Source organism: Kutzneria kofuensis (genome assembly GCF_014203355.1).
GTDB lineage: Bacteria > Actinomycetota > Actinomycetes > Mycobacteriales > Pseudonocardiaceae > Kutzneria > Kutzneria kofuensis.
The window spans coordinates 7,619,380-7,639,565 of record NZ_JACHIR010000001.1 but is presented as its reverse complement, the minus strand read 5'-3'; the positions used below and the strand labels follow the sequence as shown (position 1 = coordinate 7,639,565).

General features: G+C 71.0%; 19 protein-coding genes. 8 read left to right on the top strand and 11 right to left on the bottom strand.

All coding sequences use genetic code 11. From position 1 onward, the window contains the following. Window position 1: 1 nt before the first annotated feature. From BJ998_RS34930 to BJ998_RS34905, 6 genes are read left to right on the top strand one after another with little or no spacing between them, the layout of a single operon-like run. Window positions 2-4,210, top strand: a complete 4,209-nt coding sequence (locus BJ998_RS34930) for a type I polyketide synthase (RefSeq protein ID WP_184867569.1) — start codon at window positions 2-4, stop codon at window positions 4,208-4,210. Continuing rightward, entirely contained in the window at window positions 4,201-5,046 is an 846-nt protein-coding gene (locus BJ998_RS34925; protein ID WP_184867568.1) for a 3-hydroxyacyl-CoA dehydrogenase family protein, read from the top strand. The genes BJ998_RS34930 and BJ998_RS34925 overlap by 10 nt, the downstream gene beginning before the upstream one ends. A gap of 11 nt (window positions 5,047-5,057) precedes the next feature. Next, window positions 5,058-5,306 (top strand): acyl carrier protein, encoded by a 249-nt coding sequence (locus tag BJ998_RS34920; protein WP_184867567.1) that lies wholly within the window; start codon window positions 5,058-5,060, stop codon window positions 5,304-5,306. A gap of 13 nt (window positions 5,307-5,319) precedes the next feature. Continuing rightward, the gene (locus tag BJ998_RS34915; protein ID WP_184867566.1) at window positions 5,320-6,453 is read left to right on the top strand and encodes an acyl-CoA dehydrogenase family protein; all 1,134 of its coding nucleotides are present in this window, start codon (window positions 5,320-5,322) and stop codon (window positions 6,451-6,453) included. Further along, entirely contained in the window at window positions 6,450-7,520 is a 1,071-nt protein-coding gene (locus BJ998_RS34910) for an HAD-IIIC family phosphatase (protein WP_312890471.1), read from the top strand. Before BJ998_RS34915 ends, BJ998_RS34910 begins: the two co-directional genes overlap by 4 nt. Then, window positions 7,517-8,266 (top strand): thioesterase II family protein, encoded by a 750-nt coding sequence (locus tag BJ998_RS34905; RefSeq protein WP_184867565.1) that lies wholly within the window; start codon window positions 7,517-7,519, stop codon window positions 8,264-8,266. Before BJ998_RS34910 ends, BJ998_RS34905 begins: the two co-directional genes overlap by 4 nt. A gap of 169 nt (window positions 8,267-8,435) precedes the next feature. Here the strand turns inward: BJ998_RS34905 and BJ998_RS34900 are convergent, their stop codons facing one another. The 4 genes from BJ998_RS34900 to BJ998_RS34885 are packed head-to-tail and all read right to left on the bottom strand — an operon-like array spanning window position 8,436 to window position 11,769. Beyond that, complete coding sequence (locus BJ998_RS34900) at window positions 8,436-9,209, bottom strand: ABC transporter permease (RefSeq protein ID WP_184867564.1); 774 nt, start codon at window positions 9,207-9,209, stop codon at window positions 8,436-8,438. Next, the gene (locus BJ998_RS34895; protein WP_184867563.1) at window positions 9,199-10,032 is read right to left on the bottom strand and encodes an ABC transporter ATP-binding protein; all 834 of its coding nucleotides are present in this window, start codon (window positions 10,030-10,032) and stop codon (window positions 9,199-9,201) included. Before BJ998_RS34895 ends, BJ998_RS34900 begins: the two co-directional genes overlap by 11 nt. Beyond that, window positions 10,026-11,516, bottom strand: a complete 1,491-nt coding sequence (locus BJ998_RS34890) for an acyl-CoA ligase (AMP-forming), exosortase A system-associated (protein WP_184867562.1) — start codon at window positions 11,514-11,516, stop codon at window positions 10,026-10,028. Before BJ998_RS34890 ends, BJ998_RS34895 begins: the two co-directional genes overlap by 7 nt. Then, window positions 11,509-11,769: a phosphopantetheine-binding protein gene (locus BJ998_RS34885; RefSeq protein ID WP_184867561.1), complete on the bottom strand. Its 261-nt coding sequence runs from the start codon at window positions 11,767-11,769 to the stop codon at window positions 11,509-11,511. Before BJ998_RS34885 ends, BJ998_RS34890 begins: the two co-directional genes overlap by 8 nt. Before the next feature lie 170 nt (window positions 11,770-11,939). Here BJ998_RS34885 and BJ998_RS34880 point away from each other — a divergent pair, with 170 nt between their 5' ends. Together BJ998_RS34880 and BJ998_RS34875 are read left to right on the top strand one after the other, a co-directional pair. Then, window positions 11,940-12,944, top strand: coding sequence for a helix-turn-helix transcriptional regulator (locus tag BJ998_RS34880; protein WP_184867560.1), 1,005 nt, complete (start codon window positions 11,940-11,942; stop codon window positions 12,942-12,944). Window positions 12,945-13,118: 174 nt separating this feature from the next. Continuing rightward, complete coding sequence (locus BJ998_RS34875) at window positions 13,119-13,817, top strand: alpha/beta fold hydrolase (RefSeq protein WP_184867559.1); 699 nt, start codon at window positions 13,119-13,121, stop codon at window positions 13,815-13,817. Window positions 13,818-13,946: 129 nt separating this feature from the next. Here BJ998_RS34875 and BJ998_RS34870 read toward each other — a convergent pair whose 3' ends face one another. Genes BJ998_RS34870 through BJ998_RS34840 form a run of 7 tightly spaced genes read right to left on the bottom strand, consistent with a single transcriptional unit; the run spans window position 13,947 to window position 20,182 of the window. Continuing rightward, window positions 13,947-14,903 (bottom strand): 3-oxoacyl-[acyl-carrier-protein] synthase III C-terminal domain-containing protein, encoded by a 957-nt coding sequence (locus BJ998_RS34870; protein ID WP_184867558.1) that lies wholly within the window; start codon window positions 14,901-14,903, stop codon window positions 13,947-13,949. Further along, entirely contained in the window at window positions 14,900-16,393 is a 1,494-nt protein-coding gene (locus BJ998_RS34865; RefSeq protein WP_184867557.1) for an AMP-binding protein, read from the bottom strand. Before BJ998_RS34865 ends, BJ998_RS34870 begins: the two co-directional genes overlap by 4 nt. After that, the gene (acpS, locus tag BJ998_RS34860; protein WP_184867556.1) at window positions 16,390-16,773 is read right to left on the bottom strand and encodes a holo-ACP synthase; all 384 of its coding nucleotides are present in this window, start codon (window positions 16,771-16,773) and stop codon (window positions 16,390-16,392) included. Before acpS ends, BJ998_RS34865 begins: the two co-directional genes overlap by 4 nt. After that, a complete protein-coding gene (locus BJ998_RS34855; RefSeq protein WP_184867555.1) occupies window positions 16,773-17,504 on the bottom strand; it encodes a hypothetical protein in 732 nt (243 codons plus the stop codon). The genes acpS and BJ998_RS34855 overlap by 1 nt, the downstream gene beginning before the upstream one ends. Further along, on the bottom strand, window positions 17,497-18,648 hold the full coding sequence (locus BJ998_RS34850) for an acyl-CoA dehydrogenase family protein (RefSeq protein WP_184867554.1): 1,152 nt from the start codon (window positions 18,646-18,648) through the stop codon (window positions 17,497-17,499). The genes BJ998_RS34855 and BJ998_RS34850 overlap by 8 nt, the downstream gene beginning before the upstream one ends. Continuing rightward, on the bottom strand, window positions 18,648-19,241 hold the full coding sequence (locus tag BJ998_RS34845) for an acyl-CoA dehydrogenase family protein (protein WP_184867553.1): 594 nt from the start codon (window positions 19,239-19,241) through the stop codon (window positions 18,648-18,650). The genes BJ998_RS34850 and BJ998_RS34845 overlap by 1 nt, the downstream gene beginning before the upstream one ends. Beyond that, the gene (locus BJ998_RS34840; RefSeq protein WP_184867552.1) at window positions 19,238-20,182 is read right to left on the bottom strand and encodes a 3-oxoacyl-[acyl-carrier-protein] synthase III C-terminal domain-containing protein; all 945 of its coding nucleotides are present in this window, start codon (window positions 20,180-20,182) and stop codon (window positions 19,238-19,240) included. The genes BJ998_RS34845 and BJ998_RS34840 overlap by 4 nt, the downstream gene beginning before the upstream one ends. Between the last annotated feature and the right edge of the window lie 4 nt (window positions 20,183-20,186).

Sequence of the window (20,186 nt, the reverse complement as noted above, 5' to 3'; positions counted from 1 at the left end):
CATGGCGGCGGAGATCGACGAAACCGGCGAGGCAGAAGTGAGCGACGAGATCCAGAGCACCGACATCGCCCTGGTCGGCATGGCGGGCCGCTTCCCCGGCGCCGCCGACGTCGACGAGCTGTGGGCCACCATCCGCGCCGGCCGGTCCGGCATCCGCCGGTTCACCGACGCGGAGCTGCTGGCCAACGGCGTGTCCCCGGAGCTGATCGACGACCCCGCCTACGTGAAGGCGGGCGCGGTGATCGACGGCGTCGAGGAGTTCGACGCCGGCTTCTTCGGCATCAACCCGAAGGAGGCGCAGATCCTCGACCCGCAGCACCGCCTGCTGCTGGAGCACTGCTGGCACGCGCTGGAGGACGCCGGCTGCGACCCGGCGCGGTTCGACGGCGCGGTCGGGGTTTTCGCCGGCACGGCCTGGAGCACGTACCTGATCAACAACCTGGCGCCGGCCGGGGCCGCCCGCGAGATGGGCGACATGGCGGTGGCGCTGGCCAACGAGAAGGACACGCTCGCCACCCGCGTCGCCCACCTGCTCGGCCTGTCCGGGCCGGCGTTCGCGATCCAGAGCGCGTGCTCGACGTCGCTGGTGGCGGTGTGTGTGGCGGCGAGCAGCCTGGCCAACTTCGAGTGCGACCTCGCGCTGGCCGGCGGCGTGTCGCTGGCGGTGCCACACCAGGTCGGCTACCTGTACCAGGAGGGCGGCATCGCACCGCCGGATGGCGAGTGCCGGGCCTTCGACGCGGCCGGCCTCGGCGCCCCGCTCGGCGGCGGTGTCGGCGTGGTTTCCTTGCGGCGCCTGGAAGACGCGCTCGCCGACGGCGACCGCGTGTACGCGGTGCTGCGTGGCTGGGCCGTCAACAACGACGCCGGCCGCAAGGTCGGCTTCACGGCACCAGGGGTCGAGGGGCAGGCCGCGGTGATCGCCGAGGCGCTGGCGGCGGCCGGCCTGGAGCCGTCGGACATCGACTACGTCGAGGCGCACGGCACCGGCACGGCCCTGGGCGACGCGTCGGAAATCGCTGCCCTGCAACGGGTCTTCCACGGCGAGCGGCTGCGCATCGGCTCCATCAAGACGAACGTCGGCCACCTCGACCGGGCCGCCGGCGTGACCGGACTGATCAAGACGGCGCTTTCCCTGCACCGCGACGAGATCCCGCCGACACTGAACCTGCGGACCCCGAACCCGCAGCTCGCGACCGGCAGCGCCAACCTCGAAGTCGTCACGGAAACGCAGCCCTGGCCACGCGGCGAGCGCAAGCGCCGGGCCGGCGTCAGCGCCTTCGGCATCGGCGGCACCAACGCACACGTGATCGTCGAGGAAGCGCCGACAGTCGTCCGGGATCCGTCGCCGCGGCAGGAGCTCCTCGTCTGGTCGGCACGAAACGCCAAGGCCGCCGACGAGATGGGCGCCAGGCTCGCGGATCACCTTGCCGCGACGGAGGACTCCCTGGCCGATGTGGCGAACACGTTGCAGAACGGCCGGTCCGTGTTCCCGCACCGCCGGATCGTCGTCGCCGGCGACGCGCAAGAAGCCGCGGGCAAGCTGCGCGACGGCGACTTCCTGACCCGCCACGACGGCCGGACCGACCGCGGTGTCGGCTTCCTGCTCGCCGGCGCGGGCGAGCAGTACCCCGGCATGGCCCGGCACCTCTACGAGACCGAGCCGGTCTTCGCCATGGCCATCGACGCCTGCATGGAGATCGTCGGCCTCGAACCGCTGCAGGAGATGCTCACCCCGCGCAAGGCCACCTCCACCGGGCTGGCGCAGCTCATGGGCCGCGCCACCACGTCGACCGCCGACGCCACGGACTGCCTGCACCCGGCCCTGTTCGCCGTCGAATACGCGCTGGCGCAGCTGGTTCGGTCCTGGGGCGTGGAGCCGTCCGTGCTGGTCGGATACAGCCTCGGCGAGTACGTCGCCGCCTGCCTGGCCGGCGTGTTGTCGCTGGAAGACGCCCTGCGGCTGGTCGCCCACCGGGCCAAGCTGATCAACGCTCTGCCGGGCGGCGCGATGGCCGCCATCCCCCGCTCCGCCGAGGAGCTCCGGCACCGGCTCGACGGCGTGGACATCGCGGCGATCAACGGCCCGGAGCTGACGGTCGTATCCGGCGAATCGATCACGGAGCTGAAGGAGAAGTTGGCCGCGGACTCGATCCCCTGCCGCCCGCTCGCCACCACGCACGCCTTCCACTCCCGCATGCTGGCCCCGATCCGGGACGAGCTGACCGAGTGGATCAAGGCGAACGTCACGCTGCACGCGCCGACCATCCCGTACGTCTCCAACGTCACCGGCCAGTTGGTCACGGAAGCCCCCGCCCCGGAGTACTGGGCCGAGCACATGTGCGCCCCGGTCCAGTTCGACACCGCGGTGGCCACCGTGCTGGCGCAGGGCGACCTCGCGCTGGTGGAGATCGGCCCCGGCCAGTCGCTCGGCGCGATGGTCCGCGGCCACCGCGACTGCGCGCCGGACCGCTGGCCGCTGATCGTCTCCACCGTGCCGGCCGCCGACGACCGCCGCGAGTCGGTGCTGGCCGAGGCCGCCGGCCGGCTGTGGCTGGCCGGCGTGTCCATCGACTGGGCCGGCTACCAGGGCGATCGCGAGCTCGGCCGGGTCGGTCTGCCGACCTATCCGTTCCAGCGCGAGCGGTACTGGATTGACGCGCCGAAGCCCGTCGTCAGGGACAACGTCGAGTTGCTGGCACAGCGCTGGCGGCCGGCGCAGGCCGGTGATGCCGCCGAGCCGGCACAGTTCGTGATCGTCCCGGACGCCGGCGGTGTCGGCGAGGCGTTGACGGAACTGCTGTGCCAGTCCGGTTTCGACGCCGAGCTGAGCTGCGGCGACCTCTACGGAACCGTCGTCGATCTGTCCGCTCTGGACGCCGTCGACGAGGTCACCGCCGTCACCGGCACGGCCCGGACGCTCAGTACCGGCGAGGACCTGACCGTGCTGGTCGTGACGCGCGGCGGCCAGGCGGTCGGCGGAGAGCCGGTGTCGCCGATCCAAGCGGCCATCGCGGCGCTTCCCGTCGTCGCCAACCAGGAATACCTCAACCTGGAGGCGCGCAACGTCGATCTCGACCCCGCCTACACGGTCACCGAGGCGGCGCAAGCGCTTGCCGCCGAGCTGACCCGCCCCACCGACGCCGTGCTGGTCGCGCACCGAGCCGACCGCCGCTACTCCCCCGACTACGAGCCCGTCACGCCGAGCGCCGCCACGCTCAAGCCGGGCGGCACCTATCTCGTCACCGGCGGTCTCGGCACGGTCGGACGCCAACTGGCGCAGCACTTCGCGGACGCCGGGGCGAAGAGGATCATCCTCACCAGCCGCGGCGGCGGCGAGATCGACGTGCCGAACGCGGAGGTCCGTCGGATCGACGTCACGGACGTGGACGCCATGCGGGCGCTGTTCGAGGAGGGCCGGATCGACGGCGTGGTGCACGCCGCCGCGTCGGCCGGCCCGAGCGAACTCGTCCCGTTGGCACAAAGCGGCGAATCCGTTGTCGCGCAGCACTTCGGTGCTAAGGTCGAAGGCGCACGGGTGCTGGCGACGATCATCGCCACACTGCCCGAGCCGCACCGCCCCGACTGGTGCGTGCTGTTCTCGTCCACCTCGTCCGTGCTCGGCGGCGTGACACTCGGCGCGTACGCGGCGGCCAACGCGGCGCTGACCGCCTTGGCCCGCAACGAGAACTGGACGTGCGCGGCCTGGGACACCTGGCCCGGCACGCTCGACCGGCTGGACGGCCGGATCGGCGCGACCATGGCCAAGCACGCGATGACCCGCGCCGAGGCACTCAACGCCTTCGACCGGGTGGTCGGGCACGGCGGCCGGCTCGTGGTCGCCGCCGGCGGTCTCAACGACCGGTTGCCGGTCAGGAGCGCCGTCCACACCCTGCCCCGGCAACAGACGACAACCAAGCGATACCCGCGACCCGAGCTGCCGCAACCGTTTGTGGCGCCCGGCGACGACAACGAGCGCGCGCTGGCCGACATCTGGTCGTCCGTGCTCGGCGTGGAACCGGTCGGGACGCGGGACAACTTCTTCGACCTCGGGGGCAACTCGCTGATCGCGCTGCACATGCTGGCGCTGGTCAGGGAACGCCTCGGCGTCTCGGTCCCCACCGCGACGCTGTTCGAGCTGCCCACCGTGCGGGCGCTCGTCGCCCAGGTCCTGGACACCAACACGGAAACGGAGCAGTCATGGCAGTGATCGGCGTGGTGGGCGCGGGTGTGATGGGCATCGGCGTCGCGCAGAACGTGGCCACCGGCGGGCACGACGTCGTGCTCGTCGACACCAGCGACGAGGTCCTGGCCGACGCCCGGACCGCGATCTACCGCAACTGCCGCCTGTCCCGCATGATGGGCGGCCCCACCCTGGACCCGGACGAGGTGCTGGCCCGCATCACCACCGCCGTCGGCCTGGAGGCGCTGGCCAAGGCGGAGCTGGTGATCGAGAACGTCACCGAGAACTGGGAGATCAAGCGGGAGGTGCACGCGGAGCTGGACCGGATCCTGCCGGCCGACACCGTGGTGGTGGCCAACACCTCCGCGATCCCGATCACCCGGATCGCCGCCGTGGGCGGCCACCCGGAGCGGGTCGTCGGCGTGCACTTCATGAACCCGGTGCCGGCCAAGCCGGTGGTGGAGCTGATCCCCGGCTTCCACACCACGCCGGAGACCCTGCAGCGCACCCGGGACCTGTTGACCAGCATGGGCAAGCGCTGGGTGGACGTGAAGGACGCGTCCGGCTTCGTGTCCAACCGGGTGCTGATGCTGACCATCAACGAGGCGGCGTACCTGGTGCACGAGGGTGTGGCCACCGCCGAATCGGTGGACGACGTGTTCCGCGGCTGCTTCGGCCACCCGATGGGGCCGCTGGAGACCGCCGACCTGATCGGCGTGGACACCATTCTCTACAGCGTCGAGGTGCTCTACGAGCACTACGCGGACAGCAAGTACCGGCCGTGCCCGCTGCTCAAGCAGATGACCGACGCCGGACTGCACGGACGCAAGAGCGGCCGTGGCTTCTACACCTACAACAGCTGAGGGGCAGCGACATGAGCAACGACACCACGGCGCGGATTCTCGCCTTCATCACCAACCGCTTCCCGCAGGCGGACATCACCGACACCGAGGACATCTTCTCCCTGGGCTACATCAACTCCCTGTTCGCCATGGAGCTGGTGATGTTCATCGAGAAGGAGTTCACCGTCACCATCCCCAACGACGAGCTGCGCATCGACAACTTCCGCACCGCCAAGGCGATGACCGAACTGGTGGACGGCCTGCGGTCCGCGGTCGTCTGACAAGGAGCGTGACATGACCCAGCAGTTGGCCCCCGCGATCGACCGGGCGTACGCGCGGTCCTTCGTGGACTCGGAGATCCGGCCCGACGCGGACGCCTGGGACCGGGCCGGCGCGATCCCGGAGGAGTTGCTGGACCGGATCGCCGCCGCCGGCCTGTGGGCCCCGTTCCTGCCGCCCGAGTTCGGCGGCGCCGGCATCGACATGGTGACGCTCGGCGAGATCCACGAGGAGGTCGGCCGCGGCTGCTCGTCGGTGCGCAGCCTGCTCACCGTGCACACCATGCTGTCGTGGGCGCTGCAACGCTTCGGCACCGACGCGCAGATCCAGCAGTGGGGACCGGAGCTGGCCACCGGCCGGACGCTCGGCGCGTTCTGCCTGTCCGAACCGGGAGCCGGCAGCGACACGGCGGCGATCACCACGACCGCCGTGCCGCACAACGGCGGTTGGCTGCTCAACGGCGTGAAGAAGTGGACCACCAACGGTCAGCGGGCCGACCTGTTCCTGGTGTTCGCCCAGGGGCCGGCCAGCACGATCGCGCTGCTGGTGCCCAGCAACGCCCCCGGCGTGTTGGTGAACCCGATCGACGACATGCTCGGCACGCGGTCGTCGATGCTGGCCGAGATCGCGTTCTCGGATGTCGTGCTCGGGCCGGAAGCCCTGCTGGGGCCGAGTGGTTTCGCCTCCGGCATGGTGCTCACCGGCACGCTGGACCTCGGCCGCTACAGCGTGGCCGCCGGTTCGGTCGGCATCATCCAGGCCTGCATCGACGCGTGTTCGGCGTACGCGGCGCAGCGCCGGGTCGGCGGCACGGCGCTGCGGGACCTGCCGCTGATCCAGGCGAAGCTGTCGGACATGGTCACCGACGTGCGCGCCGCCCGGCTGCTGCTGGCCGAGGCCGGCCGGCTCAAGGACCGCGGCGACGCCGCGACGATCATGGCCACGTGGATCGCGAAGTACTTCGCGTCCACCGCCGCCGCCCGGCACGCGTCCGAGGCGGTGCAGATCCACGGCGCCAACGGGTGCAGCCCGGAGTTCCCGGTCGGGCGGTTCTACCGGGACGCCAAAGTCATGGAGATCATCGAGGGCAGCACGGAGATCCAGCGGATGACCATCGCTGCCGAGGCCTACCGGAAGTGGGAGCCGTGACCACCGCAGCGTTGGACGAACGGGGTTGGACCAAACCGGCCCAGGGCAAGATCAAGTGTGTCGTGTGGGACCTCGACAACACGCTGTGGGACGGCGTTCTGTTGGAGGACGACGCGGTCGCCGTCCGGCAGTCCGTTGTGGACCACATCCACCGGCTGGACGCGATGGGCGTGCTGAACTCCGTGGCCAGCAAGAACGACCACGAGGCCGCCATGGCCAAGCTGACCGAGCTCGGCCTGGCCGAGATGTTCCTGTTCCCGCAGATCTCGTGGAACGCCAAGTCCTCGTCGATCGAGCGCATCGCCGCCAAGCTCAACCTGGGGCTGGACGCGTTCGCGTTCGTCGACGACCAGGAGTTCGAGCTGGCCGAGGTCGGGCACGCGCTGCCGCAGGTGACCTGTGTGGACAGTGCCGTGATGGACGAGGTGTTGCGACGCCCGGAGTTCCGGCCACGGTTCGTCACGGACGAATCGGCGCAGCGGCGGGGCATGTACCAGAGCCAGCTGGCGCGGGACGAGATCGAGTCCGACTTCGTCGGCACCAGCGAGGAGTTCCTGGCCAGCCTGGGCATGACGTTCACCATCGCGCCGGCCCGGCGGGAGGACCTGCAGCGCGCCGAGGAGTTGACGGTGCGCACGAACCAGCTGAACTCCACCGGCCGCACGTACTCCTACGACGAGTTGGACGAGCTGCGGGAGTCGCCGGACCACCTGCTGCTGGTGGCGTCGCTGACCGACCGGTTCGGCTCGTACGGGAAGATCGGGCTCGCCCTGGTGGAGAAGGGATCCCCGGACTGGCGGCTGAACATGATGCTGATGTCGTGCCGGGTGATGTCCCGCGGCGTCGGCACCGTCCTGCTTGGACACATCATGGGCCTGGCCCGGGCCGCCGGCGCCGGCCTGCGGGCCGACTTCGTGGAGACCGGGCGGAACCGGATGATGCAGATCACCTACGCCTTCAGCGGTTTCCGCGAGGCGTCCCGCGACGGCAAGCACGTGGTGCTGGCCGCCGACCTGAGCCAGATCCAGCCGCCGCCCGGCTACGTGGTGATGGAGGTGGTGGAGTGACCGCCACCGTCGGTCACAGCCGTTGGCTGCCCTTTCCGGACACCGGGGGCGGCCTTCGGCTGTACTGCCTGCCGCACGCCGGCGGCTCGGCGTCCGCGTTCCGGCCGTGGATCGGCCGGATCCCGGGCGTCAGCGTGCTGCCCGTGCAGTATCCCGGCCGGGAGACCCGGCTGCGGGAGACGCCGTACGACCGCATCCCCGACCTCGCCGCCGAACTGGCCGAGGCGCTGCTCGCCGACGCCCAGGACGCGCCGTACGCCGTGTACGGCCACAGTTTCGGGGCGCTGACGGCGTTCGAGCTGCTGCACGTGATCCGCGGCCTGGGCGGCCCGATGCCCGTGCACCTGGTCGTGTCGGGCTTCTCCGCCCCGCAGAGCGAGGACTTCGCCGACGACGCCGTGACCGACGAGGAGATCATCGCGCTGCTGCGGGACCTCGGCGGCACCCCCGAGCAGTACCTGACCGACCGGAGGATCCTGAAAATGATCATGCCGCCGCTGCGCGCCGACCTGACCGCCAAGGTCGCCTACCGCTACATGCCCCGGCCCGAGCTGGAGGTGCCGATCCTGGCCATCGGCGGCACCGAGGACCGCCAGGCCGAGTTCGACTCCCTGCGCGGCTGGGCCGCCCAGACCACGGGCGGCTTCCGCCTGCATCCGTTGGCCGGCGGCCACTTCGCCGTGCTGGAGCAGCCCGAGGAGACGCTGCGGGCGATCGGCGACGCGCTGACGCCGCACCTGGTGTGACCGGCCACCCCGCCGGGTTCGGGGGTCTCCAAGACCCCCGAACCCGGCGGCTTCATGTCCGCAATCATCACAAACCCCCGGCCACCGGCGGCTCGGCGGTGTGCGGCCCATCACGCGATACGCCGCAAACCCCGGCGGGTAGGCCGGGGTTTGCGGGTCTTGGAGACACTCACACCAGGTGGCTGCGGCCCCAGCCGTGGGCCAGCCGGAACGTGGCCACCGTGCCGCAGACCAGCCCGATGACCACGCAGATCAGCGCCGGCTGCAAGGTCCCGCCGACGTCGCCCTGCACGGCGGAGCGCAGCATGGACAGGCCGTAGGTGCCGGGCGAGAACAGGGTGACCGCCTGCGCCCAGGACGGCATCAGGTCGACGGGCAGGATGGCGCCGCCGATGGAGCTGATCAGCAGCGCGCCGACGTCGCACGCGACGAACAGGTCGCCGCGGCTGCGCACGATCGTCGCGAGCATCGCGCCCATGCCGAGCAGGGCGAATCCCCACACGCACATGGCCAGGGTGAGCAGCCAGATGGACTTGGGGAACGGCATGCCGACCACGGCCCAGCCGAAGACGATCAGCACGGCCTGCTGGATGAGCAGCACGACGAACACCGGAAGGGCCTTGCCGATGAGGAGTTCGGCCCGGGCGGCGCGGCTGGCGCGCAGCCGGTCCCAGGTCAGCCACTCCCGTTCGACGAAGATCGAGTTGGCGACGATGGACATGGCGAACACCGAGAACATCATCAGCTGCCCGGTGACGGCCTGGATCGAGCCGTAGCTCAGGGCCTTGGTGTACAGCGGCTGGAACATCACCATGAACACCATCGGCGCGACCAGGTAGCTGATCAGCTGGGACGGGTCGCGCAGCCGCAGCAGCGAGTTGTACTTGATCAGCGCGCCCGCCCGGATCAGCGGCTCGGGCACGCGCAGGGTGTCAGTGGACATCGGAGACCGCCAGGGAACGGTAGAGGTCGTCAAGGTCGGGGTGGCGCAGCTCCACGGACTCGACGGTGCCGCGCGCCTCGGCCAGCACGTCGAGCAGCGAGGCGGTGGGATCCGTGGTGGAGCGGTGGTATTCCTGGTCCGTCGTGCGCACGCGGACCTCACCGGGCAGGCCGTCGAGCAGCTCGGCGCTGCTGCCGCGGGCGATCACCTTGCCGTGCGAGGCAACGGCGATGCTGGCCTTCAGGTCGGTGAGCTCGGTCAGGTAATGGGTGGTGTAGACGACGGCCGCGCCCTCGCCGGCCCGCTGCTTGACGACGTCCAGCAGCGCCTGCCGGGTCTCCGGGTCGGCGCCGGCGGTCGGCTCGTCCATCAGCAGCAGCTTCGGCCGGTGGATCAGCGCGGTCGCGGCCTGGGTGCGCCGCTGCTGCCCGCCGGAAAGCAGGCCGGCGCGGCGCTCCAGGAAGCCGGTGAGCTGCATGGCCGTGGCCAGTTCCTCGATCTCGGCCCGCAATGCCTTGCGCCGCAGGCCGGACAGCCGGCCGTACAGCTCCAGGTGCTCGCGGACGGTCAGCGGCCGGTACAGGGCGATGTGCTGCGGCGAGATGCCGATCTCGCCGCGGGTCTCGTGCGGCGGCACGCCGTCCACGAGCACGGTGCCGCTGTCCGGCTTGAGCAGTCCGGACACCATGTCCACGAACGTGGTCTTGCCGGCGCCGTTGTGGCCGACCAGCCCGACGATCTCGCCGGCGGCGACGGTCAGGCTGAACCCGTCCAGCGCCCGCACCTCGTCGTAGGACTTGGTCAGGTCGATGGCTTCTAACACGACAGCTCCTTGGCCAGTAGGTGCCGGTCGAACTTGCCGTTGACCGACCTGGGCAGCTGGTCCCGCACCTCGATCCGGTGCGGCAGCATGTACGCCGGCAGCGCCTCGGCGAGCTTCCCGGCAAGATCACCGGCGTCGCCGAGCAGCGTCGCGACGAGCACGATGTGCTGGCCGAGCCGCTCGTCGTCGACGCCGAGCGCGACCGCCTCGCCGACGAGGCCGGTGGCGTAGGCGGCCTCCTCGATCTCGGTGGGGCTGACCCGGTAGCCGGAGGTCTTGATCATGTCGTCGCCGCGGCCGACGAAGTACAGGAAGCCGTCCTCGTCCTTGACGACGGTGTCCCCGGACCAGACGGCGATCTCCGTCCCGTAGCTGGTCGGCAGCGGCCGGAACCGCTCGGCGGTGCGCACCGGGTCGCGCCAGTAGCCTTGGGCGACAAGGGCTCCGCGGTGCACGAGTTCGCCCTGCTCGCCGGGCTCGCACGGCGTGCCGTCCGGGCGGACGACCAGGATCTCGGCGTTGGGAATCGCCTTGCCGATCGAGTCCGGCCGGCGGTCCGCCTCGGCCGGGTCCAGGTAGGTGGACCGGAACGCCTCGGTCAGCCCGTACATCAGGTACGGCTCGGCGGCCGGGAAGATCTCCCGCAGCCGGGCCAGGGTGGCACGCGGCATCCGGCCGCCGGTGTTGGCGAAGTACCGCAGGCCGGCGACGGACTCGGCCGGCCAGTCCTGCGTGACCAGTTGTAGCCACAGCGGTGGCACGCAGGTCAGCCCGGTCACGCCGTGCTTCGCGCACAGCTTCACGACCTCCTTGGGCAGCAGGTAGTTCACCAGCACCACGTGCGCGCCGACCAGGAACGACGTGGTCAGCTGGCTGAAGCCGGCGTCGAAGCTGAGCGGCAGCGCGGCCAGCACGACGTCGTCGGGGCGCTGCTTGAGGTAGGTCGCCACGCTTTCCGCGCCGGCGAGGATGTTGCGGTGCGAGAGCACGACGCCCTTGGGGCCGCCGGTGCTGCCGCTGGTGTACATGATCGCGGCGACGTCCTGGTCGATCACATCGCCCGGGGCCGGGGCCGGCACGGTCTCGGTCAGCGTCCGCCACTGATCGGAGCCGAAGACCACGACCGGCACGTCCGCCGAGGCGTCACGGACGGTGTCGGCGCGCTCGGGCGTGGTGATCACGAGTCGCGGCGTGCAGTCCTCGATGACGTGGGCCAGGTGCCGGGCCTTGAACAGCGGGTTCACCGGTACGAAGGCCGCCCCTGCCGCGGAGGTCGCCAGCAGGGCGACCACTGTGTCGATGCGCTTCTCGGCGTACACCGCGACCCGGTCGCCCCTGAGCACCCCGAGCGCACGCAGGCCGGCGGCCAGCCGACCGACCCGGTCGGCCAGCTCCCGGTAGCTCAACGTGACGTCCTTGAACGTCAGCGCCGGGCGGTCCGGGTCGCCCCGGCCGACCAACTGGTCGACGCGGATCTCACGCATCGGAGAACTGCCCGGCGGGAACCAGTTCGGACACCGTCGCCCACAGCGAGCCGGCCGTCGCGAAGGTCTCCTCCGTGATCAGCTCGTCCGGCAGCTCCAGGCCGAAGGTCTCCTCCAGGTCGGTCAGCAGCTGCACCAGGCCCATCGAGTTCAGGCCGAGGGCGGCCAGGTCGTCGGCGGCGGTGAAGTCCTCGTTCACCGCGTAGGGCAGGTGGGCCAGCAGGGTCTTGCGGAAGGAGCGCGGTATGTCCATGGGTTCCTCACTCGGCTGCAGGGTCGGGCGGACGCTGCGCCGAGTCGACCACTCCCCTCCCTCAGACCACCATCACCGCGCCATCACGGGGACGATTGCGGAGCAGTAGTGGCGCGAGAAGATCGTTTGCCACCGTGGACGCAGCTGAGCACAAGGAGCTTGGAGGCGACATGTCCGTGGTTACCCTCGGCCCACTGCCCACTGTGGACGGTGTGACCGACGACCGTGAGGCCGACGTCTACCGCTACGCCGTGCGCCTGGGCGAGATCGGCTCGCCGGAGCGCGCCGCCGCCGACCTCGGGCTGCCCACCGCCGAGGTGTTCGCCGCCGTGACGAGGCTGGTCGAGCTGCACCTGCTGCGCACGGACGGGCCGACCGGCCGGTACCTGCCGATGGACCCCGAGGTGGCGGCGACGCTGCTGATCTCGCCCATCGAGCGGGCCATGTACCAGCGGCGGGAGCTCGCCGACCGGCTGCGCGACCGGATCGACGCCATCACCCGGCCGGCCGTCGAAGTGAGCGAGCCGGTCGGCGCCATCGACAGCCTGGAGGGTGTCGCCGAGATCCGCGGCCTGTTCAAGCTGGCCGCCGAGGTCTGCCGGGACGAGATGGTCGTGCTGCGGCCCGGCCACGACGACGACGAGCTGCTCGACGAGCTGCTCGCGCCGTGCTACTCGGTGTTGGAGCGGTCGGTCTCGGTACGGGTGGTGTGCCCGCACCGCAGCCGCGCCGGCTTCGCCTCCCGGGCCAAGGCCAAGCGCCTCATCGCCGACGGCGCCGAGATCCGGACCTTGAGCCAGGTCCCGCAGGCGGCCGTGGTCTTCGACCGCTCCCTCGCGGTGATGTTCAGCTTCGACGGCGACCTGCCCGTCGCCCGCCGGGTGCGGGACCGCAACGTCGTGCGCTTCCTGCTCGACATGTTCGGGCAGCTCTGGGACAACGCCACCCCGTTCGCCGCCGAGGACACCGGCTACGCCGACGCCATCGACGACCTGCAGCAGAGCGTGGCCCGGCTGATGGCCCAGGGCCTGACCGACGAGGTCGTCGCCCGCCGCCTCGGCATGTCGGTCCGCACCTGCCGCCGGCACATCGCCGCCCTGCTGCAGAACCTCGACGCCGTCAGCCGCTTCCAGGCCGGTGTGCTGGCCGCATCGCGCCTGACCATGACCGCCTGAACGGACAGTATTCCTTCCCCGAGTCGACAGGAACCGCACGGATTCGCGGGCAGACCGGACATCGTGGTCACGGACATCCGAGGTGACCCGAGACACAGCGCCTACAACTTGATTGTGCACGATGTAATCGCCTACGGTTGTCCACGTCAGACGGAGACCGAAGGAGACATCGAGATGAGCACCCAGCCGACCGTGATCCTGGTGCACGGCGCGTTCGCCGACTCGTCCAGCTGGAACGGCGTGATCGCCGACCTGACCGACCGCGGTTTCCCGGTCATCGCGGCGGCGAACCCGCTGCGCAGCCTCAGCACCGACGCCGCCACCGTCAAGGGCCTGGTTCGGAGCGTCGAGGGGCCGGTCGTGCTGGTCGGCCACTCCTACGGCGGCGCGGTCATCAGCAACGCCGCCGTCGACGAGCCGAACGTGAAGGCCCTGGTCTACATCGCCGGCTTCATCCCCGAGCAGGGGGAGAGCGCGCTGGAGCTGTCCAACAAGTTCCCGGGCAGCACCCTCGGCGAGACCCTGCAGACGGTGGCCCTGCCCGACGGCAACACCGACCTCTACGTCCGCCAGGAGCTGTTCCGCAACCAGTTCGCCGCCGACGTCCCGCAGTCGCAGGCCGCGCTGATGGCCGCCACCCAGCGCCCCGTCGCCGAGGCCGCGCTCACCGAGGGTTCCGGCGCCCCGGCCTGGCACGCCGTGCCCGTGTGGTCGCTGATCCCGACCGGCGACAAGAACATCCCGCCGGCCGCGCAGCAGTTCATGGCCGAGCGGGCCAACGCCACGGTCGTCGAGATCCCCGACGCCTCACACGCCGTGCTGGTCTCGCACCCGAAGACGGTCGCCGACCTGATCGCCACCGCCGCCCACTGAACCCCGGCGAGTCACGCTCTGGGACACACCGAATGCAGTTTTCCGGCAGAACCGAGCCTCGAGGCTCAGTTCTGCCGGATTCTGACATTCGGTGTGCCTGAGAGCGTGACTCGCGGGGTTTCGGGCTGGTCAGTCGGGCAGGACTTCGATGATCATGGCCTGGAAGTACGCGCCCTGGCCGATGGCGATCAGCGCGCAGCGGTCGCCGGGGCGCAGCCGGCCGGTGCGGTCGGCGTGTTCCGTCGCCATCAGAGCGTCGGCGCCGAAGCTGTGGCCGGTCTCGGGCATCAGGTCCAGGCAGATCCGGTCCCGGGGGATCCCCGACTGGATGCTGAACGTACGCCAGAACATCTTGTTGTTCAGGTGCGGCAGCACCCAGTCGAGCTGGTCCAAGGTCATCCCGGCGGACGCCACCGCCCGCTCGACGGTCTCCACCACCTGCGCCGAACACACCTTGGCGAACAAAGCGTTCTCCTCCGGCGTCATCCGGATGTTCCGGTGGAACCGCGCGTCCCGGCCACCGGCCCCGCCCAGGTAGCGGTACCGGGCCTTCTCCGTCGATCGTGGACCGTGCACGATGACGCCGGCGGCGCAGTCGCCGCTGACGGTCGTGCCGGCGATGACCCGGGCGTCGTCGCCGACGCTGCCCTGGTCGCCGCCGAGCACCAGCACCCGCTCCTCCGGATCGGCGCCGGGCCGGTCCAGGTACCGCCGCGCATATTCGACGCACCGCAGCACGGAGGCGCAGTTGATGTGCGACAGGCCGTAGAACCGGCTGTTGCTCAGGCCGAGCTTGGCCCGGAGCCGGTCCGGGAACTCGGCGCAGAGGTCGGTCTCGGCCATCAGCATCGTGTGCCCGTAGAGGACCAGATCCGCCGTGCCGCCGGCCAGCGCGGCCCGGCCGGCCTCGACGAGCACGTCCTCCATGAGCTCGCCGGGCGCCAGCGACGGAATGTCCCGCAGCCCGTAGACCTTGGTGAACATCTTGCGCTCGGTCGGCGGCCGGCCGGCCCGCACCATGATGTCGTCGACGGGTTCCACCCAGCTCGGCAGCCGCACCGCCACCCGGGACAGGCCGACGCTCACGACGCGCTCCTGATCCGCGCGATGAGCACAGGGCGATCCGTCTTGCGGTTGCTGTTCAACGGGAACTCGGTCATGTGCTCGTAGTGCAGCGGGATCAGGTACCGCGGGAAGAACGTGCCCATCTCCTCCATCAGGTCGGCGGCGGGCCGCTTCTCCCCCAGGTAGAACGCGTACAGCTCGCCGTCCAGGGCGATGGCCACGGCATCGGTCACGCCGCGGAGCCGACGCAGGCCACTCTCCACTTCGGACAGTTCGACGCGCACGCCGTGGATCTTGACCTGGTGGTCGCGGCGGCCGAGGAAGGCCAACTCGCCGTTGGGTTCCAGCCGCGCGATGTCGCCGGTGCGGTACCAGCGGCGGCCGTCGTGCTCCAGGAACCGTCCGGCGTCGTCACGGGGATCCAGGTAGCCGGGGAACATCTGCGGACCGGTCACGCACAGCTCGCCCGACGACGCCCCGACGACCCCCTCCGAGTCGACGAGAACGTAGTCCAGGCCGGGGTGCATGGTGCCGATCAGCACGATGTCGTTGACGCACAACGCCGGCGACGTCTCCGGGTCCCACTTGTGCACGCTGCACGAGATCGTCAGCTCGGTGGGCCCGTACAGGTTCTCCACCAGGCCGCCGGTCGCGGCCTGCCAGTCGGCGGCGTCGTCGCGCAGCAGCGGCTCGCCGCAGAACACCGCCAGCCGCATGGACGGCATGGATCCCGGCGTCAGCTTCCCCATGCGCCGCACCAGGGAGATCACGCTCGGCGACGAGCACCACACGGTGATGCCGTGCTTGCGCACGAACTGCGGCACGGCGACGAAGGCCTGCGGCGGCATGCACACCAGCGTCCCGCCGCTGCCCCACGCGCTGAAGATGTCGAACATCGCCAGGTCGAACGTCAGCTCGCCGGTCTGGGAGAACACGTCGTCCGGCCCGAAGCCGTATCGGTCGTGCACGAACCTCAGGTAGAACTCGACGTTGCGGTGCCGCACCGGCACGCCCTTGGGCCGTCCGGTCGAACCCGAGGTGAACAGGATGTACGCGATGTCGTCGGGCTCGGCCGGGTACGGGTGCTCCAGCGGCGGCGCGGTCGTCTCCAGGATCACCGGCGCGCTGCCGAGCTCGTCCGCCAGCTCCGGCAGCAGCGGCCGGCCGTTGTCGTCGACGAGCAGCGCGTCGATACCGGCAGCGGTGATCATGCCCCGGGTCCGCTCGGCCGGGAAGTCCGGGTTCAGCGGCACCACCGCGGCGCCCGCGTAGCCGGCGGCGAGGATGCCGGTGTAGGCCAGCTCGCTGCGGCTGGCCAGCAGGCCGACCCGCCGCGGCCGCGTGCCCAGCCGGGCGACCAGCTCGCCGGCCAGCGCCAGCGCGTGGTCGTGGACCTGTTGGTACGTGTAGGACTCCCCGGCCACTCGCAGCGCGACCGCCGCCGGGTTCCGGCGCAGACTGCGCAGGAACCAGCCGTGCAGCACGCCCTCGGTGGCGATGCTCCTGGTCATGACGTTCCCTTCCGCACGGCAGCGGCCACCGCGACGACAAGATCGACTTGATGGGTGATGGAGACCGCGATGTCGCCGAGGCCGGCCCGGTCGGCCAGCTCGCGGGCGCCACCGCGCAAGGTCACGCCGGGCGCTCCCCACTCGTCCGTGGTGACCTCGATGTCGCGCCAGCGCAGGCCCTGCCCGAAGCCGCGGCCGAGCAGCTTGCAGGTGGCCTCCTTGACGCAGAACCGGCCGGCCAGCCGCTCGGCGTGCCGCGCCGAGCCGAGCGCCCCCGCCTGGGCCAGCTCGGCCTCGGTGAACACGAGCCGGCGGTAGCGGTGGTGCTCGGCGACCTTGCTGAAGCGGGACACCGAGAGCAGGTCGACGGCGATCTTCATCAGCCGGCGCCCAGCTCGACGCCGGCGGCGTCCACGGCCTGCGCCAACAGCCAGCCCTCGCGCAGCGGGCCCTTGGTGTGCACCAGGATCCGGTCGCCGTCGGCGATGTCGCCGGCGCTCAACGCCGCGTGGACGTCGAGCCAGCCGTCGCAGGCCCCGGCCCCGGTGAACCGCCACTGGACGTCCGGGAAGTCGCCCGGGGCGCCTTCGCCGGCATCGAGAATCCTCAGTGGACCGTCGCCCCGGTGCACCCGCAGGCCCACGGTGGCGAACCGGCCCGTGCCCACGCGGGCGTCGGCGAACACCGGCTCGTCGCAGATCAGCACGGTGGCGACGTCTTCCGGGATCGCCCAGTCCAGCAGCTCGAATCCCACGGTGCCGCCGAGCTCGTCCAGGTGTGTGATGCCGATGTCGTCGCCGCGCCAGCCGAACTGCAGCACCATCCGGGCCAGCAGCGTGACCATCGGGTCGCGCAGCGGGCCGGAGCGGATCAGGAACAGCGGCTGGTCGTCGTCCGGCACGCCGACGGCGGCCAGCGCCAGGTCGCTCAGCTCCGGCCGGTCGGAGTCCGCCGGGTTGACGACGATCAGGTGCTCCAGCGGGATGCCCTCCTGAATCGCCGCCTCCACCCGCTGCTTCGGCAGCAGGTCGTCCGGAAACGTCGACAAGGGAAGGTAATCCGTGTGCGTGCGGACGGCAACACACAGTCGAGAGATGCTCAGGTCAGCCATCAGCGTCTCCCGACTGGTAGCCGCGGGCCACGTGCAGGCGCTGGATGTTGCTGGTGCCGTCCATGAACTCGAAGGCCCGCACGTCCCGCGTCCACTTCTCCAGCAGCGGGTGCTCCAGCAGGCCGGCCGGCCCGATGGACGCGATGGCCCACTGGGCCGTCTGCTGGGCCATCCGCACCGCGCTCAGCTTGGAGGCGCTGGCGAAGTAGCCGCGCTCCGGGTCGGCGTCGAGCCGGGCCGCCGCCTGGAAGATCAGCTGCTTGCCGGCTTCCGCGCGAGCCAGCGCCAGGTCCACGCCGGGGGCGTTCTTCCGGTGCTCGGCAACGTATTCCGTGATGGCCATCGCGGTTCCCACGGCGGAAGCCGAGATCTGGATCCGCATGTTGTTCAACGTCTTGACCGCGCCCCAGATGCCGCGCCGGGTGACCGGCAGGTGCTCGCCCAGCAGCATGTCCGCCGCCACCGGCACGCCGTCGAAGTGCAGCTCGGACAGGTAGGCGCCACGCAGGCCGACCGTGTCCAGCCGGCGCGCGGTCCAAACCCCTGTGGGCCAGCCCTCGGCCGGGACCTCGACCATCGCGGCCCGGATCGACAGCGCCGACCGGCCCGTACGGCCGAAGACGAGGCCGATGCCGCCGCGCGCGCCGTGACCGATGTACCGCTTGGCGCCGTACAGCAGGTAACCGCCGTTGCCGTCCTTCTCCAGCTTGGTCTGCATGTTCGTCGCGTCGCTGCCGTGTCCCGGCTCGCTCATCGCGAAGAACGTCCAGGTCCGGCCGCCGTGCAGCCGCGTGTAGAACTTCTCCTGCTGCGCGGGGTTGCCCAGCAGGCTGACGTACACGCCGGCCAGCGCCGGGCAGGGGCAGGCGAACATGGTGGACATGTCGCCGCGGGCCAGCTCGACCATGCCGACGATGTCCTCCAGCACGGACTTCGCCTTCATCAGCCGGTATCCGCCGGACACGGACTCGCGGTACTCCGGCGGCGTGTTGGACAGCCGGATCATGGTGTACACCGGCGAGTTGAAGTGCCGCTCCATGTCGTCCGGGTCGGCGTCGATGGACAGGGCCCGGGAGCGCATGTCCTCCACGGCATCCCGGCAGTCGTCGCGCACGGCCCGCAGCCGCTCGTCGAGCTCGATCATCACGCCGCTCCGTTCCGGTCGATCCAGGTGTTGGCCACCAGCGCCGAGACGTACAGCGCCCGCACCGGGTGGTCGGCGATGTAGCCGGCGGCGCCGAACAGCTGCGTCACCTGCCAGCCCAGGTCGTCCAGCTTGGTGTGCAGGTCGGCCAACGCCTCCGGGGCGAGCGGATTGGCCGCGTAGGCCCGGGCCAGCTCCAGCTCGGCGGCGACGTCCCCGACCGTGCCGGTGATCAGCTGCTTGCGGATCAGCGGCTCGTCGCCGACGGTGCGCTCGGTCAGGTAGGCCACGGCCTCGTCCAGCAGCCGCCGCACGGTGCCGATGCGCACCGCGGCCAGCAGTCGGCCGATCTCGGCCAGCGTGTAGTCGGCGGCCGGCCGCTCGCCCGGGCACGCCAGGAACACGATGTCCTCGCGGTCGGCCAGGCTGTGCGTGCGGATCTCGGCGCCGTCGGGCACGTCCGACGCGGGCACGGCGGCGTAGCTTCCGGGTGCGGCGGCGGTGACCTCGGCGCCCGACAGCGCGGCGGCCAGGCCGGCGGCCAGGCCCTCGTCCCGCGCGATCCGCTCGCACTGCTCGAGAACAGTGCTCATGAGTCCTCCTCGACTTCGACGATCGCGGTGTGGAAGTACGCGCCCTGGGCCACCGAGACCAGGGCGCAGCGGTCACCGGGGCGCAACCGGCCGGTGCGGTCGGCGTGGTCCAGCGCCATCAGCGCGTCCGCGCCGAAGTTGTGTCCGCACAACGGGATCAGGTCCAGCAGCACCTTCTCCCGCGGGATGCCGGCGCGGCGGCTCACGCTGCCCCAGAACATCCGGTTGGACAGGTGCGGCAGCACCCAGTCCAGGTCGTCCACGGTCATTCCCACGGCGGCGACGGCCTTGAGCAGCGTGTTCACCGTCTCGTCGCAGCAGACCCGGCTGAACTCCTCGGCCTCCCGCGGCGACATCCGCATGTTGCGGTGGAACCGCAGGTCACGGCCAGTGACGCCGCCCAGATAGCGGTAGCGCTGCCGGCCCGCGGCGACCGTCAGTCCGACGACCCCGTCACCGCCGATGGCGATGCCCGGGATCACCCGGGCCACGTCGTGCACGCTGCCGTGGTCGCCGCCCAGCACGAGCACCCGGTCCTTCGGGTGCCGGGCCAGGTAGCGCCCGGCGAAGTCCAGGCAGCGCAGCACGGACGTGCAGTTCACGTGCGACAGGCCGAAGAACCGGCTGCCGGACAGGCCCAGCCGGGACCGGACCCGGTCCGGGAACCCGCCGCGCAGCCCGAACTCCTGGGTGAGCATGGTGTGGCCGTAGAGCACCAGCCCGGCCGTGCCACCGCCGAGGGCGGCCCGGCCGGCCGCCACGAACAGGTCCTCCAGCTGTTCGTGGTCGGCCAGCGTCGGGCTCTCCCGCAGGCCGTGGATCTTCGCGAACATCTTGCGCTCCATGGCGTCGCGCCCGGCGCGCAGCAGGATGTCCTGCACCGGCTCGGACCGTCCCGGCAGCTGGACGGCCACTTTGGACAGTCCGATCGCGGGCGGCATCTTC

What these genes read in the sequence shown, in the direction of transcription:
- BJ998_RS34845 (WP_184867553.1), bottom strand. Translation starts at nt 19,241, where the DNA reads ATGAGCACTGTTCTCGAGCAGTGCGAGCGGATCGCGCGGGACGAGGGC.
- BJ998_RS34850 (WP_184867554.1), bottom strand. Translation starts at nt 18,648, where the DNA reads ATGATCGAGCTCGACGAGCGGCTGCGGGCCGTGCGCGACGACTGCCGG.
- BJ998_RS34875 (WP_184867559.1), top strand. Translation starts at nt 13,119, where the DNA reads ATGAGCACCCAGCCGACCGTGATCCTGGTGCACGGCGCGTTCGCCGAC.
- BJ998_RS34890 (WP_184867562.1), bottom strand. Translation starts at nt 11,516, where the DNA reads ATGCGTGAGATCCGCGTCGACCAGTTGGTCGGCCGGGGCGACCCGGAC.
- BJ998_RS34920 (WP_184867567.1), top strand. Translation starts at nt 5,058, where the DNA reads ATGAGCAACGACACCACGGCGCGGATTCTCGCCTTCATCACCAACCGC.
- BJ998_RS34900 (WP_184867564.1), bottom strand. Translation starts at nt 9,209, where the DNA reads ATGTCCACTGACACCCTGCGCGTGCCCGAGCCGCTGATCCGGGCGGGC.
- BJ998_RS34855 (WP_184867555.1), bottom strand. Translation starts at nt 17,504, where the DNA reads ATGGCTGACCTGAGCATCTCTCGACTGTGTGTTGCCGTCCGCACGCAC.
- BJ998_RS34865 (WP_184867557.1), bottom strand. Translation starts at nt 16,393, where the DNA reads ATGACCAGGAGCATCGCCACCGAGGGCGTGCTGCACGGCTGGTTCCTG.
- BJ998_RS34915 (WP_184867566.1), top strand. Translation starts at nt 5,320, where the DNA reads ATGACCCAGCAGTTGGCCCCCGCGATCGACCGGGCGTACGCGCGGTCC.
- acpS (WP_184867556.1), bottom strand. Translation starts at nt 16,773, where the DNA reads ATGAAGATCGCCGTCGACCTGCTCTCGGTGTCCCGCTTCAGCAAGGTC.
- BJ998_RS34925 (WP_184867568.1), top strand. Translation starts at nt 4,201, where the DNA reads ATGGCAGTGATCGGCGTGGTGGGCGCGGGTGTGATGGGCATCGGCGTC.
- BJ998_RS34930 (WP_184867569.1), top strand. Translation starts at nt 2, where the DNA reads ATGGCGGCGGAGATCGACGAAACCGGCGAGGCAGAAGTGAGCGACGAG.
- BJ998_RS34880 (WP_184867560.1), top strand. Translation starts at nt 11,940, where the DNA reads ATGTCCGTGGTTACCCTCGGCCCACTGCCCACTGTGGACGGTGTGACC.
- BJ998_RS34885 (WP_184867561.1), bottom strand. Translation starts at nt 11,769, where the DNA reads ATGGACATACCGCGCTCCTTCCGCAAGACCCTGCTGGCCCACCTGCCC.
- BJ998_RS34840 (WP_184867552.1), bottom strand. Translation starts at nt 20,182, where the DNA reads ATGCCGCCCGCGATCGGACTGTCCAAAGTGGCCGTCCAGCTGCCGGGA.